The organism is Pseudomonas sp. TWR2-1-1, assembly GCF_049897045.1.
GTDB lineage: Bacteria > Pseudomonadota > Gammaproteobacteria > Pseudomonadales > Pseudomonadaceae > Aquipseudomonas > Aquipseudomonas versuta.
The window spans coordinates 662,866-679,227 of record NZ_JAFCVM010000002.1; the positions used below are offsets into that span (position 1 = coordinate 662,866).

17 protein-coding genes are annotated in these 16,362 nt (G+C 57.9%); 11 read left to right on the forward strand and 6 right to left on the reverse strand.

Translation table 11 applies throughout. The features are described 5' to 3' along the window. The 8 genes from ACP7BO_RS08035 (at position 1) to ACP7BO_RS08070 (ending at position 7,443) form a co-directional block, all read left to right on the forward strand. Positions 1–936: a MerR family transcriptional regulator gene (locus ACP7BO_RS08035; RefSeq protein WP_426209455.1), complete on the forward strand. Its 936-nt coding sequence runs from the start codon at positions 1–3 to the stop codon at positions 934–936. 15 nt (positions 937–951) lie between these two features. Then, complete coding sequence (phrB, locus tag ACP7BO_RS08040; protein ID WP_426209457.1) at positions 952–2,397, forward strand: deoxyribodipyrimidine photo-lyase; 1,446 nt, start codon at positions 952–954, stop codon at positions 2,395–2,397. Next, positions 2,390–3,160, forward strand: a complete 771-nt coding sequence (locus ACP7BO_RS08045) for an SDR family NAD(P)-dependent oxidoreductase (protein ID WP_426209459.1) — start codon at positions 2,390–2,392, stop codon at positions 3,158–3,160. The genes phrB and ACP7BO_RS08045 overlap by 8 nt, the downstream gene beginning before the upstream one ends. Then, on the forward strand, positions 3,157–4,404 hold the full coding sequence (locus tag ACP7BO_RS08050) for an NAD(P)/FAD-dependent oxidoreductase (protein ID WP_426209461.1): 1,248 nt from the start codon (positions 3,157–3,159) through the stop codon (positions 4,402–4,404). Before ACP7BO_RS08045 ends, ACP7BO_RS08050 begins: the two co-directional genes overlap by 4 nt. Then, positions 4,401–5,201, forward strand: coding sequence for a DUF1365 domain-containing protein (locus ACP7BO_RS08055; protein ID WP_397454791.1), 801 nt, complete (start codon positions 4,401–4,403; stop codon positions 5,199–5,201). Before ACP7BO_RS08050 ends, ACP7BO_RS08055 begins: the two co-directional genes overlap by 4 nt. Then, the gene (locus tag ACP7BO_RS08060; protein ID WP_426209463.1) at positions 5,188–6,459 is read left to right on the forward strand and encodes a class I SAM-dependent methyltransferase; all 1,272 of its coding nucleotides are present in this window, start codon (positions 5,188–5,190) and stop codon (positions 6,457–6,459) included. Before ACP7BO_RS08055 ends, ACP7BO_RS08060 begins: the two co-directional genes overlap by 14 nt. Then, positions 6,452–6,982, forward strand: a complete 531-nt coding sequence (locus tag ACP7BO_RS08065) for a DUF2878 domain-containing protein (protein ID WP_426209465.1) — start codon at positions 6,452–6,454, stop codon at positions 6,980–6,982. Before ACP7BO_RS08060 ends, ACP7BO_RS08065 begins: the two co-directional genes overlap by 8 nt. A gap of 155 nt (positions 6,983–7,137) precedes the next feature. Then, complete coding sequence (locus ACP7BO_RS08070; protein ID WP_003439808.1) at positions 7,138–7,443, forward strand: YkgJ family cysteine cluster protein; 306 nt, start codon at positions 7,138–7,140, stop codon at positions 7,441–7,443. 104 nt (positions 7,444–7,547) lie between these two features. Here ACP7BO_RS08070 and ACP7BO_RS08075 read toward each other — a convergent pair whose 3' ends face one another. The 6 genes from ACP7BO_RS08075 to hemA form a co-directional block, all read right to left on the reverse strand. Further along, complete coding sequence (locus ACP7BO_RS08075) at positions 7,548–8,066, reverse strand: acyloxyacyl hydrolase (protein WP_426209467.1); 519 nt, start codon at positions 8,064–8,066, stop codon at positions 7,548–7,550. A 113-nt stretch (positions 8,067–8,179) separates the two neighbouring features. Next, positions 8,180–8,971 (reverse strand): glutamate racemase, encoded by a 792-nt coding sequence (murI, locus tag ACP7BO_RS08080; protein WP_426209469.1) that lies wholly within the window; start codon positions 8,969–8,971, stop codon positions 8,180–8,182. Then, positions 8,964–9,719, reverse strand: coding sequence for a molybdopterin-synthase adenylyltransferase MoeB (locus ACP7BO_RS08085; protein WP_397454796.1), 756 nt, complete (start codon positions 9,717–9,719; stop codon positions 8,964–8,966). The genes murI and ACP7BO_RS08085 overlap by 8 nt, the downstream gene beginning before the upstream one ends. Further along, positions 9,713–10,543 carry a peptide chain release factor N(5)-glutamine methyltransferase gene (prmC, locus tag ACP7BO_RS08090; protein WP_426209471.1) on the reverse strand — a complete coding sequence of 277 codons (831 nt, stop codon included), beginning with the start codon at positions 10,541–10,543 and terminating at the stop codon, positions 9,713–9,715. Before prmC ends, ACP7BO_RS08085 begins: the two co-directional genes overlap by 7 nt. Beyond that, positions 10,544–11,626, reverse strand: a complete 1,083-nt coding sequence (gene prfA, locus ACP7BO_RS08095) for a peptide chain release factor 1 (protein WP_397454799.1) — start codon at positions 11,624–11,626, stop codon at positions 10,544–10,546. Positions 11,627–11,628: 2 nt separating this feature from the next. After that, entirely contained in the window at positions 11,629–12,912 is a 1,284-nt protein-coding gene (gene hemA, locus ACP7BO_RS08100) for a glutamyl-tRNA reductase (protein WP_397454801.1), read from the reverse strand. 213 nt (positions 12,913–13,125) lie between these two features. Here hemA and ACP7BO_RS08105 point away from each other — a divergent pair, with 213 nt between their 5' ends. From ACP7BO_RS08105 to ispE, 3 genes are read left to right on the forward strand one after another with little or no spacing between them, the layout of a single operon-like run. After that, entirely contained in the window at positions 13,126–14,850 is a 1,725-nt protein-coding gene (locus tag ACP7BO_RS08105; RefSeq protein ID WP_073509537.1) for a tetratricopeptide repeat protein, read from the forward strand. 3 nt (positions 14,851–14,853) lie between these two features. Next, positions 14,854–15,480 carry a lipoprotein insertase outer membrane protein LolB gene (gene lolB, locus ACP7BO_RS08110; protein WP_060695184.1) on the forward strand — a complete coding sequence of 209 codons (627 nt, stop codon included), beginning with the start codon at positions 14,854–14,856 and terminating at the stop codon, positions 15,478–15,480. A 1-nt stretch (position 15,481) separates the two neighbouring features. Then, a complete protein-coding gene (ispE, locus tag ACP7BO_RS08115; protein WP_060695185.1) occupies positions 15,482–16,357 on the forward strand; it encodes a 4-(cytidine 5'-diphospho)-2-C-methyl-D-erythritol kinase in 876 nt (291 codons plus the stop codon). Positions 16,358–16,362 lie beyond the last annotated feature (5 nt).

Here is a 16,362-nt window from a genome sequence, read left to right on the forward strand (position 1 = left end):
ATGAGCAAAGACCTTTCGGTGACCGGTTCTCCAGCCCCTGACTACAACCAGGCCCTGGAAGCCGGCTGGCTGCCGATACGCGAAGTAGCCCGTATCACAGGCGTCAATGCCGTGACCCTGCGCGCCTGGGAACGTCGTTATGGCCTAATCGTCCCGCACCGTACCGCCAAGGGCCATCGCATGTTTTCGGACACGCATATCCAGCGGATCCAGCAGATTCTGACCTGGCTTAATCGCGGGGTCTCAGTCAGTCAGGTCATGCCGCTGCTCGACGCAGCCCCCGCCTGGCACGCCCCCGTCGACAACGACTGGCAGGCATGGCGCCAGACCCTGACGCTGGCGATCACTGAGCTGTCAGAGCGCAGGCTCGATGACAATTTTAATCAGGTCATGTCGCTGTATCCGGCCCACACACTGTGCGAACAACTGTTGATCCCGCTTTTAAACGAGCTGGAACAACGCTGGCAGGGCCAGTTCGGGGCACAACTGGAGCGGGTATTTTTCAACTCCTGGCTGCGCAGCAAACTGGGCGCCCGTATCTATCACAACAACCGCTCGCTCAAGGGCAAGCCCGTGCTGCTGATCAATCATTCGGCCCAGCCTTTTGAGGCACAGCTATGGCTCACGGCCTGGCTGGTCAGCAGCAGCCATTGCCCGGTTGAAGTCTTCGACGGGCCACTGCCCAGCGGTGAACTGGCCCTGGCGGTTGAGCGCCTCAATTGCCCCGCCGTGGTGCTCTATTCAAGCCAAACCCTCAACCCCCGGCAGTTGCCGAAGCTACTCGGTGGCATCAATTGCCCGGTCCTGATTGCCGGACCGACGGTATGCATCCATAGCGCCGAGTTGGCCGTAAGTACTACTGAAATCGCAGGATTGTCCCTGGCTGTTGATCCGCTTGAAGCCCATCAACGACTCAGCCAGCTCGGACTCTTCTAGCCCCAAGGAATAAACATGCAACTGATCTGGCTGCGCAGCGATTTGCGCCAAAGCGACAACACTGCCCTGAGCGCCGCTGCTGCACGCGGCCCCACTGTGGCCGTGTACCTCATAAGCCCCGAGCAATGGCTGGCCCATGATGACGCGCCATGCAAAGTCGACTTTTGGCTGCGTAACCTGAGCGCCCTGAGTGACAGCCTCGAGCAACTGCATATCCCGTTACTGATTCGCAGCGCACCCGCCTGGGACCAGGCCCCCGCGGTGCTTGTTGAACTGTGCCAACAACTGGGCATTCAGGATGTTCATGTAAATGATGAATACGGCATCCATGAAACCCGGCGCGATCAGGCCGTCGCCTGCGCACTCGACGCCCAAGGCATCGGCTTTCATCGCTACCTCGACCAACTGTTGTTTCAGCCCGGCAGCGTGCTGACCAAAACCGGGGGGTACTTTCAGGTCTTCAGCCAGTTCCGCAAGGTTTGCTATGAGCGCCTGCATACGGGACTGCCGGGCATCGTGGCCAAACCACAGACACAGGCGCCGCTGTCCATTGTCCGGGATGCCGTTCCTGAATCTGTTACCGGCTTTGCCCGGCCCGGCCAATCCTTGCGTGCACTGTGGCCGGCCGGGGAAGAAGAAGCCCGGGAGCGCCTGGCACGCTTCGCCGATGAGCAAATCCACTACTACAAAGAAGAACGCGACTTACCTGCCAAACCTGGCACCAGCCAGCTTTCGCCCTACCTGGCAGCAGGCGTTATCTCACCACGCCAATGCCTGCATGCCGCACTGCTCAGCAACAACGGCGAATTTGAAAGCGGCAGTGTCGGTGCCGCGACCTGGATCAGCGAACTGATCTGGCGCGAGTTTTATAAACACATTCTTGTGGGCTACCCACGGGTTTCACGGCACCGCGCATTCAGGCCTGCCACCGAGTTCCTGCCCTGGCGTGACGCCCCGCAGGAGCTGGCAGCCTGGAAAGAAGGCCGCACCGGCATCCCGATCATAGACGCGGCCATTCGCCAACTGCTCGAAACCGGCTGGATGCATAACCGCCTGCGGATGGTGGTGGCGATGTTTCTGACCAAAAACCTGTTGATCGACTGGCGCGAGGGTGAGCGCTTCTTTATGCAGCAGTTGATTGATGGTGACCTCGCAGCCAACAACGGTGGCTGGCAGTGGAGTTCATCCACCGGGACCGACTCGGTTCCCTACTTCAGAATTTTCAACCCGCTGAGCCAGTCCGAGCGCTTCGACCCCGAAGGACGCTTCATCAAGCACTGGCTGCCAGAGCTCGCAACGCTGAATAAAAAGGAAGTCCACAACCCGGCCAGTGCTGGCGGCCTGTTTGGCGTTGCCGACTACCCGCAGCCGATAGTCGACTTGAAACACAGCCGCGAGCGGGCCCTCAGCGCCTTCAAAAATCTGCCTACGCATCAGCTCTATGAGGTGTGTGATGACTGAGACCCGGCGTATCTGGCTGACCGGAGCCAGCAGCGGGATTGGCGCCCGCCTGGCTGAAGAACTGCTGAGCAGTGGGGCGCATGTGGCATTGAGTGCCCGTACCCTGCCCCCTCTGCAGGCTTTATCCGACCGTTATCCGGGCCAGGTCCTATTGGTGCCTGGTGACTTGACCGACAGCCTGCAAGTGCGCGAAATCGGCAAGCGCATCGCGCAAGCCTGGGGCGCGCTGGACACCGTGATTCTCAATGCCGGCTCCTGTGAATATGTCGATGTCCGGCACTTTGACGCAGCCCTGGTCGAGCGTGTCGTACGCACCAATTTACTGGCCAGCAGTTACTGCCTTGAAAGTGCACTGCCTTTGCTGCGCGCAGGTGTACGACCGCATCTGGTGGGAGTGGTCAGTTCCGTGACTTACTGGCCCCTGCCACGGGCCGAAGCTTATGGCGCCTCGAAAGCCGGGCTGCGTTACCTGCTGCAGTCGCTGCGCATCGATCTGGCCCATGAGGGCATAGATGTCACCCTGGTCAGCCCCGGTTTCGTTGATACCCCGCTGACTGAGAAAAACGACTTCCCCATGCCCATGCGCTGGCCGGTACTCAAAGCCGCGCGGCACATTAGCCAGCGTCTGGAAAAACGCCCGCTGGAAATCGCTTTCCCCTGGCTATTTATCCTCATCCTCAAGCTGATGTCTCGTCTGCCCGGCCGCCTGCAACTGGCCATTGGCAAGCGTCTGGCGCGCACTTCTGACGAGACTCCAACATGAAAATTGCAATCATCGGCAGCGGTATTTCCGGCCTGACCTGTGGCTATCTATTGCATAAGGAGCACGACATCAGCGTGTTCGAGGCCAGTAACTGGGTGGGGGGGCATACCCATACAGTGGATGTCAGCATCAAGGGACGTACCTATGGGATTGATACCGGCTTCATCGTGTTCAACGACTGGACCTATCCCAACTTCATCAAACTGATCAATCAACTGGGGGTGCGCTCAAAAGCCACTGAGATGAGCTTCTCGGTGCGCGATCCCCAGCGCAATTTCGAATACAACGGCAACACCCTCAACAGTTTGTTTGCCCAGCGCAGCAACCTGTTATCACCCGGGTTCTGGGGCATGCTGCGCGATATCCTGCGCTTCAATCGCCAGGCCGTTCGCGACCTGCATGAGCAACGCATTGCCAGCGACACCCGGTTGGGTGACTACCTGCAACAGCACGGTTATGGCACCCGGTTCATCGAGCACTACATTGTGCCGATGGGCGCAGCGATCTGGTCCATGCCACTGGCGGACATGCTGGAATTTCCGCTGCAGTCGTTTATTCGCTTCTTCAAGAACCACGGTTTGCTGAGCATTACCAATCGCCCGCAGTGGCGAGTGATCGAAGGCGGTTCGAGTGCTTATATACAGCCACTGAGTGCTGGTTTTTCAGAAAAAATCCGCCTCAACTGTCCGGTTACGGCGGTTGAACGTGACGCGCTCGGCGTACTTATCCACAGCCGTGCAGGCAGTGAGCGTTTCGATAAAGTGATCTTCGCCTGCCACAGCGATCAGGCATTAAAGCTACTGGCCCGGCCAACCGCCGCAGAACAGCAAATTCTCGGCGCCCTGCCCTACGCCGATAACGAAGTAGTACTGCATACCGATACCCGACTGTTGCCTGAGCGAAAACTGGCCTGGGCCAGCTGGAACTACCGACTGGGTGATGCCGGACAACGCGGTGCCGCAGTCACTTACGCCATGAACATCCTGCAGGGGATCGAGAGCGAGACAACGTTTTGCGTCAGTCTTAACCAGACCGCCGCCATTGATCCGCATAAAGTGCTGGCCACTTACACCTACTCGCACCCGCAATACAGCCTCGATGCCGTAGCCGCGCAAGCGCGCTGGAAAGAATTGCTGGGCACACAGCACAGCTATTTTTGCGGCGCTTACTGGGCCAATGGCTTCCACGAGGACGGGGTAGTCAGTGCATTACGTGTCGCATCAGCGTTCGGTCAGCACTTATGAACAGCGCCCTGTACAGCGGCTGGATCGCCCACCGGCGCTTTGCTCCCACCAGCCATGCGTTCCGCTATCAGATCGGCTTGATGTATCTGGATCTGGACGAACAGGACGCTGTATTCGGGCTGTCACCTCTGGCGGGCAAAAGCCGCTTTGCACCGTTCTCGTTTCGCGAAACCGATTACCTCAAGACCTACACCCGGACCGGCATGCGCCTGATCGATGCCGTGCGCCAACAAGTCGGCCAGGCCCTCGGACATACCCCGCAAGGGGCCATCTGCTTGCTGACTCAAGCTCGCAGCTGGGGCCTGTCCTTCAACCCGGTGAGCTTCTTTTATTGCCATGAGCCAGACGGAAAACTGGCCGCCATCTTGTGCGAAGTCAGCAACACCCCATGGCGCGAGCGCTATCACTACGTGCTCCCCGCCGAGGGCGACAGTCATCAGCACTTCGCGGTGGCCAAGGCCTTTCATGTGTCGCCCTTTCTGCCCCGCGATCTGGAATACCGCATGAGCTTCAGCCCGCCTGCGGCACGACTCGGGGTGCATATGGCGGACTGGCAGGGTGAACTGAAAATGTTCGATGCCACCCTCAATCTGCAGCGCAGCGCGCTCGATCGTGCCGGGTTGCATCGCTATTTGAGGCAATTTCCATGGATGACGGCAAAGACTTGCCTGGCCATCTACTGGCAAGCCTTACGCCTGTTTCTTAAACGCACGCCGATATTTTCCCATCAGGCCGCCGACGGCGCCTTTCGCATTGCCGCCCTGCAACCCAAGGATAAACGTCATGAAAAGCCCTAGCCTGGTGAGCAAAACCTCACGTCTGAGTACTTACAATCTGACCAGCGTACTGCTGCGGCGCGGGGTCATGCGTCAACTCAGCCAGCTGCAACACGGCCAACTGGTGGTGACTGAAAATGGCGAGCACCATCAGTTCGGCGACAGCAGCGCTGCGATGATCGGCGAAGTGCACGTCAGCGACCCCAGTGTCTGGGGGATGATCGCCAGCAACGGCTCTATTGGCGCTGGCGAAGCATTTATCCACGGATACTGGAGCTCGCCCGACCTGACCAAAGTGATCCGGGTACTGGTCAGCAATCTGCAAGTCCTGGACGCCATGGAAAGTGGCCTTGCCAGCCTCGGACGCCCGTTGATACGGGGCCTGCACTGGATCAATCGCAATACCCGCAAAGGCTCGCAAAAAAACATTGCGGCTCATTACGACCTTGGCAATGAGATGTTCGAGCAGTTCCTCGACCCCACCATGATGTATTCAGCGGCTCAATTCCTCAGCCCTGACGACAGCCTGGAACAAGCTCAACTGAATAAACTGCAACGCATTTGCCAGAAACTCGACCTCAAACCCGAAGACCACTTGCTGGAAATCGGCACAGGCTGGGGCAGCATGGCCATTTTTGCCGCGCAGCATTACCACTGCAAAGTGACCACCACCACACTCTCGAAGGAGCAATTCGATTACACCCGTGAGCGCATTGATGCATTGGGACTACAGAATCAGGTGACCTTGCTGCTGGAGGACTACCGGGATCTGACCGGGCAGTACGACAAACTGGTGTCCATCGAGATGATCGAAGCGGTCGGCCATCATTTTTTACCCAACTATTTCAAACAGTGTTCGCACTTGCTCAAGAACCAAGGGTTGATGCTGCTGCAAGCCATCACCATTCGCGACCAGCGTTACGAGCAAGCCAAGAACAGCGTGGACTTTATCCAGCGCTATATCTTCCCCGGCGGCGCATTGCCCAGCGTGCAGAAAATGCTCGAGATCGTCACCCGCGATACCGATATGAACCTGATGCACATGGAAGATTTTGGCCTGCACTACGCCAGGACCTTGCGTCTGTGGCATGAGAACTTTCGTCATGCCCACGGCCGCCTGACAGAGCTGGGCTATGACGAATACTTCCTGCGCCTGTGGGAATTTTATCTGTGCTACTGCGAAGGCGGTTTTCTCGAGCGCAGCATAGGTACCGCGCAATTGCTGCTGGCCAAGCCCGGTGCCATGCCGCAACCCTTGCTCGGTCGCTTTGATGCCTAGCCCTGCCCTTAAACGGCAACTGGCCAACGCCGTGCTGTTTCAGCTGGGCTGGTTTGCCTGTGTACTGGGCGGCAATAGCCTGTGGTTACTGGTAGCGGCAGGCGCATTGCTGGCAAACGGTCTGTGGATAAGTCGATCGTGGGCACAAGCCCGCTTGATCATCTACGTCTGCTTGCTCGGCACCCTGGTGGACAGCCTATTGCTCAATGCCGGGGTCTTTGAGTTCCGCCAAGAGGGGATTTTGATCCCGTTCTGGCTGGTGCTGCTCTGGGCATTACTGGCCACCACCTTGAACCATTGCCTGGCCTGGACCGCACGACCGCTGTGGCGGGCAATGCTGCTTGGCGCGGTTGGCGGGCCAATGTCGTATTACGCCGGACAACGACTGGGGGCGGTGCAATTCGGTTTCGGGCTGTGGCCGACCCTGGCAATGCTGGCCGTGATCTGGGCCGGATTGTTTCCGGCACTGCAATGGCTCGCGGGTAAACAGACACCCCCCCAGCAGGAGCGCACTTATCTGTAGGAACGAGCTGTCTGTAGGAGCGAGCTGTCTGTAGGAGCGAGCTTGCTCGCGAGCTTTTTCATCGCAGCAACAAAAAGCTCGCTCCTACAAGAGATCCAAGGCGGTTTGTCAGCGGTTTTACACCTGACAGCTGCTCTGCCTTACACTGCGCGCCTATGACCAACATCCCCCTGACCGAAATTACCGAACCCGCCGTCACCTGTTCGACGTGCGCGGCATGCTGCTGCCAACTGGAAGTGATGTTGATCACCGACACCGGCGTGCCCGAGCGCTTTATCGACACCGATGACTGGGGCGGCGAGGTCATGCTGCGCCTCGATGATGGCTGGTGCGCAGCGCTGGATCGCAACACCATGATGTGCACCATCTACGAAAAGCGTCCGTTGATTTGCCGCGAGTTCGAAATGGGTGATGTTGAATGCCTGAACGAGCGTCAAGGCATCACGACGGCCTATCGATAACGACTTGATCCCTTGTAGGAGCGAGCTTGCTCGCGAGCGGTTTGCGGTATTGGATATCGCGCTGAAAAGCTCGCGAGCAAGCTCGCTCCTACAGGGTGCGCCGGTTACAAAGGCATCGTGTAATGCAGGGCGTAGCTCTCTACACCGTCATTGGTGGTCGATAGCCCGGCATTGGAGTAATGAGTCGCCCGAATACCCACTTCATGCCCACCGGCAAAGCGCAGGCCAAAACCCAGGCGATCTTCGAACTGGAAAGCCGTGCCCAGCTTGTTGCCTTCAACTTCGGTACGGGAGAACAGTGCGAGCCCGATACCGGCCTCTACGTATGGCTTGACCGTTTCGCCGGCAAACTCGTACACAAATACAGGCGAGAACGACAAGCTGTTGCTCGAAGAGGACTTGTCACCGTCCCAATAGGTGTAAGCCCCATCCCAATACCCAGTCAGACGACCGACATCACTCTGCAGCCAGCTTTTATCCCAGTCGGACTTCAAGCCCAGACGATAGGTCATGGTCGATTCGCTGGTATGCCCGACCCCAAACTCGATACCGGCCGCTTGTGCCGTGTAGCTGTGCCCCAGAACAGTTGCTGCCAGCGCAGCCAGGCAAAAAAATCGCTTCATAAGAAAATCCCGCTTCCATATCCACAGATCATTGTTATGTGCCTCACAGGCAAGCGCTAAGAATCCAGTCAACGCCCGAAAGTTCAACTGCCTTGAACCTTTTCACACTTTTTTCACAAGCCGAAGCTTTGCACAGTCCCAGATTTATTCCACAACAGCGGCAAGATATTTTCCATGTGCTCTGGGGAGGCGCTGGTCCAGAACTGTGTTTGCCGGGCAGGGCCCGCTGCCAGCAGGCTTCTTTCACTCAATAACCGCTTGAGCTGACGGGCCACGGCGGCGCCGGTATCGATCAGGATGATCGAAGGCGGGAGGATCTGGCTCAGCAAGGGCTTAAGGAAGGGGTAATGGGTGCAGCCCAGAATAATGGTGTCGCAACCGGCCGCCACCAGCGGCTCAACATAGCTGCGCAATAGCGTTCGCAAGGCATCACTGTGCAAGTCACCGGTTTCAATCAGTTCCACCAGCCCCGGGCATGGCTGGGTGATTACCCGAACGTCGTTGGCAAAACGATCAAGCAAGGCGGCAAATTTGGCGCTCTGCAAGGTACCGGTGGTCGCAAGCACCCCCACCACACCACTGCGGGTGGCCGCCGCGGCCGGTTTGACCGCCGGTTCCATACCGACGATGGGCCAATCGGGATAACACTCACGCAACTGCGCAACGCCGGCCACGGTGGCCGTGTTACAGGCCAGCACCAGGGCTTTGGCACCCTGGCGCCGAAAAAAATCAGCCATTACGGCGCAGCGCTGGCGGATAAATTCGGGGCTTTTTTCTCCATAAGGGATGTGCCCGCAATCTGCGATGTACAGCAGCGACTCATCGGGCAGCAGCCCATGGATTTCTCGCAGTACCGACAAGCCGCCGACACCAGAGTCAAAAACACCAATCGGTGCTTCACTCATGGCCCGTACCGCATACGCTGCACGCCGGGTCACGCTTGACCCGCAACTCGCGAAACCGCGCACCCAAGGCGTCGATCAATAACAGTCGTCCCACCAGCGGCTCACCAAAACCTGCCAGTAATTTAAGGGCTTCGAGCGCCTGCAGACTGCCCACCAGCCCTACCAGCGGGCCAATTACTCCAGCTTCGCTGCAGGTCAGTTCATCTTCACTGCCGTGACCATACAAGCAGTGGTAGCAAGGGCTCGCAGGCTGGCGTGAATCAAACACCGACAGCTGCCCTTCCAGGCGAATTGCCGCGCCACTGACCAGAGGTTTGCGTGCCGCAACGCAGGCGACGTTCACGGCTTCACGCGTACCGAAGTTGTCGCAGCAATCGAGTACCAGATCCACCTCAGACACGGCATGGGCCAATGAGTCGGCATCCAGTGCCGAACGGTGTGCAACCAGTTTGATCTGCGGATTGATCGCCGCGAGGCGACTCAGGGCCGAGTCGACCTTGCTTTGGCCAATACTGGCGGTGTCATGAATGATCTGGCGCTGCAGGTTGGTCAGGTCGACGCTGTCGAAGTCTGCCAGATGCAACTCGCCAACCCCGGCTGCCGCCAGGTAGAGCGCAACCGGCGAACCCAGCCCGCCCAGGCCGATGATCAGCACACGGCTGTTTTTCAGCTTCAGCTGGCCTTCGATATCGACTTGTTGCAACAGGATCTGTCGGCTATAGCGCAACAGTTCCTCATCGGTCAGCACGGCAGGCGGCCCAACGTGATGCGTTCGTGGGTGCCCAGGTCCTTGCGGCTTTCTACCTGTTCAAAACCTGCGTCCAGCAATAGCTGGCGAACGGCCGCGGCCTGATCGTAACCGTGCTCAAGCATCAACTGCCCGCCTGCATTCAGGTGCTGCGGGGCGGCTTGAATAATTTCGCGTATGTCGTCCAGGCCGTCGACACCGGCGACCAGGGCGCTTTCAGGCTCGAAACGCACATCGCCCTGCCCCAAATGCACGTCGCCCGCAGCAATGTAAGGCGGGTTGCTGATAATCAGGTCAAAGCGCTGACCGTCCAACGCACTGAACCAGTGGCTGGTCAGTACATGGACGTTGTCGAGCTGCAAGCGCTGACGATTACGCTCAGCCAGCGCTACGGCTTCCAGCACCCGGTCTACCGCCGTGATATGCCACGCCGGGCGCTCACTGGCCAGGGCCAGGGCAATTGCCCCGCTGCCGGTACCCAAATCAAGCACCCTGGCAGGGCTGGCGGGAAGCAGGTCCAGTGCGGTCTCGACCAGCAGTTCGGTGTCAGGACGGGGAATCAGTGTGTGGGGCGCGACTTCAAGGTCCAGCTTCCAGAAACCCTGCTGCCCCAGAATGTAGGCCACGGGCTCACCGGCACGACGACGCAGCAGGTACTCGGCGAAGGTCAAGGCCGATTCGCTGCTGACAATTTTCTCGGGCCATGTGTGCAGGTAACTGCGCGACTTGCCCAGGGCTGCGGCCAGTAACAGTTCCGCATCCAGGCGGGCCGAGGGTGAATCCGGGAGTTCTGCGGCACGCAACAAGCTGGCAATAATGGTCATTTACTCACCCAGGGCTGTCAGTTGGTCAGCCTGAAATTCCGCTAATAACGGCTCAATAACGGCATCGACGCCGCCAGCCAGTACATCATCCAGCGAATACAAGGTCAGGTTGACACGATGGTCGGTCACCCGCCCTTGTGCAAAATTGTAAGTGCGGATGCGTTCAGAACGATCCCCCGAACCCACCAGCGATTTTCGTTCGCTGGCAATGGCGCTGGCCGCGGCACTGGTTTGCTGGTCATTCAATTTAGCCGAAAGCCAGGACATCGCCCGTGCCCGGTTTTTATGCTGGGAACGCTCTTCCTGACACTCAACCACGATGCCCGATGGCAAGTGAGTGATACGAATGGCCGAGTCGGTCTTGTTAACGTGCTGACCACCGGCGCCCGAAGAGCGATAGGTGTCGACACGCAAGTCGGACGGGTTGATCTCAATCGCTTCCTGCTCGTCCGGCTCCGGCAATACCGCCACAGTGCACGCGGAAGTGTGGATACGGCCCTGGGATTCTGTCGCCGGGACCCGCTGTACACGGTGTACGCCCGACTCGAACTTCAGCTTGCCGTAAACATTCTCACCTTCAACCCGGGCGATGACTTCTTTGTAGCCGCCATGCTCCCCGCTGTTTTCCGACAGGATTTCCAGTTTCCAGCCACGACGCTCGGCGTAACGCGAGTACATGCGAAACAGGTCACCGGCAAAAATTGCCGCTTCATCACCGCCGGTTCCGGCGCGAATCTCAAGGAATACGTTGCGCCCGTCATTCGGGTCCTTGGGCAACAGCATGCGCTGCAGGTCTTGCTCCAGCTCGAGCAGCCGGTCTTTGGCTTCGCGGACTTCTTCAACCGCCATTTCGCGCATGTCAGGGTCGTTATCTTTGAGCAACGCCTGGGCGCCCTCAAGGTCGGCCTGGACTTTGAGCCACGTCCCGTAAGTTGTGACAATGGGCTCTACTTCCGAGTATTCCTTGGAATAGGCACGAAATTTGGTCTGATCAGAGATGACTTCGCCATCGCCAAGCAACGCGGTCAGTTCTTCAAAACGGTCCTGGAGGATGTCCAGCTTATTCAGCAGTGACGCTTTCATTACTATTTTTTATCCGCAGAGCTATCCGATGAGCCCTCACCGAGGGCAAAAAGTTCTTGGGCCATGGCCAGCGCATCGAGGCGGCCTTCGGCGGAAAGCTTTTTCAGCTGCACGCTGGGTGCGTGCAGCAATTTATTGGTCAGGCCACGTGCCAGTTGTACCAGCACGTCTTCAGGGTTGCTGCCATTGGCGAGCATCCGCTGGGCTTTTTGCAGTTCTTCATCACGCAGGCGCTCGCTTTGCTGGCGGTAGGCCTTGAGCACATCCACTGCCGCCAGCTCGCGCAAACGCACCATGAACTCATCAGCGCCAATGCTGACCAGCTCTTCCGCCGCCTGGGCTGCGCCCTGACGGCTTTTCAGGTTTTCAGCGACCACTTCGTGCAAGTCATCTACGGTGTAAAGGTAAACGTCGTCGAGCTCGCCGACTTCTGGTTCGATATCGCGGGGAACGGCGATATCCACCATGAAAATGGGTTTGTGCTTGCGCAGTTTCAAGGCGCTTTCAACCGCGCCCTTGCCCAAAATCGGCAGCTGGCTGGCCGTAGAGCTGATGACGATATCGCTGTGCACCAACTCCTGGGGGATGTCCGACAACAACACCGCGTGCGCCCCGAACTGTGCGGCCAGCGTGCTGGCGCGCTCCAGCGTACGGTTAGCCACGACGATGCGCTTTACCCCCAGGTCATGCAGGTGACGGGCGACCAGGGTGATGGTCTCGCCCGCGCCAATCAGCAAGGCCTGACTGCGCTGCAAGTCGCTGAAAATCTGCTTGGCCAGGCTCACGGCGGCAAAGGCTACCGATACCGGGTTTTCGCCGATCGCGGTGTCGGTGCGCACTTGCTTGGCCGAATTGAACGTCGCCTGAAACAGCCGCCCCAACAAAGGTCCGACCGTGCCAGCCTCACGCGCCACGGCATAGGCCGACTTCATTTGGCCGAGAATCTGCGGTTCGCCCAACACCAGCGAATCCAGACCTGAAGCCACACGCATCATGTGACGAACGGCAGCGTCGTCTTCATGGACATAGGCACAAGCGCGCAACTCTTCGAGGCTCAGATTGTGATAGTCGGCCAGCCACTTCAGCACCGAATCTGCCGAGAGGTGGTCCTGTTCTATATATAGCTCGCTGCGATTGCAGGTGGAGAGGATCGCAGCTTCGCGGCTGTCGGTGTGTCGGCAGAGTTGCTGCAAGGCCTCAACCAACTGCTCGGGAGTAAAAGCCACGCGCTCGCGGACGTCTACTGAAGCAGTCTTGTGGTTAATACCGAGTGCGAGGAAGGCCATTCAAGATCGCTGATGATGACGAGAAGCCGGCAATTGTCCTACTTCGCCAGATTGAGAACAACCATTGCTGACTATTGTCTCTATAGTTAAGGTCTCTTGAAGCCCAGTTATCCCGCATCAATTGACTCTGATATCGATAGTCGCAGCTGTTAGGGTTTGCCCTATCGCATGTGTCATGATGCCCAGACCGCAGGTAAGTCGCCCTTCTCCTATATGAATAGATCCTCCGCGTTGCTCCTCTCTCTCGTCCTTCTCAGTGGCTGCCAGGCTTTGGCCCCCACGTCACCGGATGATTCATCGCCGGCTGAAGAGGCTACTTCCACTCCGGAAAAACCCACGGTTTATGGCTCGTTCAGCGAAGAAACGCTGTACAGCCTGCTGGGCGCGGAGCTGGCCGGCCAACGTAACCGTCTGGATATCGCTCTCGACAACTACGTCACCCAGGCGATCAATACGCAAGATCCCGGCATTGCCGAGCGCGCCTTGCGGATTGCCGAGTACCTGGGCGCCGATCAGGCCGCTCTCGATACATCGCTGATCTGGGCTAAAAACGCGCCGGACGATCTTGAGGCCCAACGTGCGGCTGCCATTCAACTGGCGCGCAATGGTCGCTATGACGATGCCATGGTGTACATGGAGAAAGTCCTGCAGGCCAAAGGCGATACACACTTCGACTTTTTAGCCCTGTCGGCGTCAGAAACAGATGCCGATACCCGTGCAGGCCTGCAGAAAAGCTTTGATCGCCTGCTGGTCAAGCACCCGGACAATGGCCAGCTGATTTTCGGCAAGGCCTTGCTGATGCAACAGGACGGTGACGCTGAAGGCGCCCTCAAGTTGCTGGAAAAGAATCCGCCTCAGGATGGTGAAGTTGCCCCGGTGTTATTGCGGGCCCGTTTGCTGCAAAGCCTCAATCGCGGTGACGAAGCCCTGCCGCTGCTGAAAAAAAGCATTCGCCAGTACCCCGATGACAAACGTTTGGGGCTGACCTACGCGCGCACCCTGATCGAACAGAACCGCATGGATGAGGCCAAAGCCCAGTTCACCAGCCTGGCCGAGCAGTACCCGGAAGACGATGAGCTGCGCTTTTCTCTGGCCCTGATTGCCCTGGAAGGTAAAAAGTGGGACGAAGCCCAAGGCTATCTGGAAGAGTTGATTGAGCGCGACAGCCATGTCGACTCCGCCCATTTGAATCTGGGCCGCATTGCCGAAGAGCGTAATGACCCCCAGGGTGCACTCGCCGAATATGCCCTGGTTGGCCCGGGCAATGACTACTTGCCGGCACAAATGCGCCAGGCCGACATTCTTGTCAGTCACGGCCGTGGGGCTGAAGCCTCGAAAAAACTGGCCGCGGCCCGTGATGCCCAGCCGGACTACGGCATTCAGCTGTTCTTGATAGAGGCCGAGACCCTGGCTGCAAACAATCAGACTGATCGCGCCTGGAATGTCCTGCAACAAGCACTCAAACAGTATCCCGACGATCTGAACCTGCTCTATTCACGCGCCATGCTGGCCGAGAAACGTAACGATCTGGAGCAAATGGAGCGCGATCTGCGCGCAATCATCAAGCGCGAACCGGACAATGCAATGGCATTGAACGCGCTGGGCTATACGCTTTCAGATCGAACCACCCGCTATGCCGAAGCCAAAGTGCTGATCCAGCAAGCTTACGACTTGAACCCGGACGACCCAGCAGTGCTCGACAGCCTGGGCTGGGTGAATTTCCGCCTTGGCAATCTGGATGAAGCTGAACGATTGCTGCGCCAGGCCCTCGAACGTTTCCCGGACCAGGAAGTGGCTGCGCATCTGGGCGAAGTACTGTGGGCCAATGGCAAACAGCGCGAGGCCAAGCAGATCTGGGGCAAGTTCCTTAAAGAAAACCCTGAAAGCCCAATCCTGCGCAAAACCGTATTGCGCCTGACCGGATCGGAGAATCTTTAAATCATGTTTTTTCGTCATCTGCGCCATCTTATTGCCTTTGGCCTGATCGCCCTGCTCGCCGGTTGCGCGGGTTTTGGTGCCCGCGAATCGGTTGAAGGCCATGGCAGCCCGGCCTTGTGGTCGGAACATAAACAGCAACTGACCCAACTCGACGGCTGGCAAATCAACGGCAAGGTCGGGATTCGCGCACCTAAAGACTCGGGCAGCGCCACCCTGTTCTGGCTGCAGCGTCAGGATTATTACGACATCCGCCTCTCGGGGCCGCTGGGCCGGGGCGCTGCCCGCCTGACCGGCCGCCCCGGAAAAGTCAGCCTGGAAGTCGCCAATCAGGGACGCTATGAAGCACCAACCCCGGAAGAATTACTGGGCGAACAACTGGGCTGGAGCCTGCCAGTGTCGCACCTGGTCTGGTGGGTACGCGGCTTGCCTGCCCCCGGCAGTAAAAGCCGTGTGACCTTGAATGCCGACAGTCGCCTGGCGAACCTGGAACAGGACGGCTGGAAAATTGAGTATTTGAGCTACGTCGAGCAGAACGGTTTCTGGCTGCCCGAGCGGGTCAAGCTACATGGCCCGGAGCTGGACGTCACATTGGTGGTTAAAGATTGGCAACCCCGTCAGTTAGGTCAATGACATGCAAAAAGATGCTCTGGTTTTGCCCTCCCCGGCAAAACTCAATTTGATGCTGCACATTCTCGGCCGTCGTGAAGATGGCTATCACGAACTGCAAACGTTGTTTCAATTCCTCGACTACGGCGACGAGATGACGTTTTCGGTACGTGATGATGGCGTTATTTGCCTGCACACCGATTTCCCCGGAGTCCCGCACGATGCAAACCTGATCGTGAAGGCGGCAAGAAAACTTCAGGAACAATCCGGCTGCCCCCTGGGGATCGACATCTGGATCAAAAAAGTTTTGCCCATGGGCGGCGGCATCGGTGGTGGCAGTTCGAATGCAGCCACGACTTTGCTGGGGCTCAACCATCTCTGGCACCTGGACTGGAGTGAAGACCGACTCGCCGCACTGGGCCTGGGTTTAGGGGCGGACGTCCCGGTTTTCGTTCGCGGCCACGCCGCTTTCGCCGAAGGTATTGGCGAAATTCTTACGCCAGTCGATCCGGAAGAACCCTGGTATTTGGTACTTGTCCCGCAAGTATCTGTAAGTACTGCAGAAATATTTTCAGATCCTTTGTTGACACGTGACTCTTTGCCCATTAAAGTGCGCCCCGTTCCCAAGGGAAACAGCCGAAACGACTGCGAAGCAGTAGTTAAGGAGCGTTATCCAGAAGTACGTAACGCTTTGAATTTGTTAGGTAAATATACCGAAGCAAAATTGACTGGAACTGGAAGTTGTATATTTGGGGCCTTCCCAAACGAAGCAGATGCTGATAAAGTGCTGCACCTTCTGACAGACACCCTTACAGGGTTTGTAGCAAAAGGAAGCAACGTTTCGATGTTGCATCGCAAGCTACAAGATCTGGCAAAGGAAACGGGTACACGGTACTCGTAGCAACA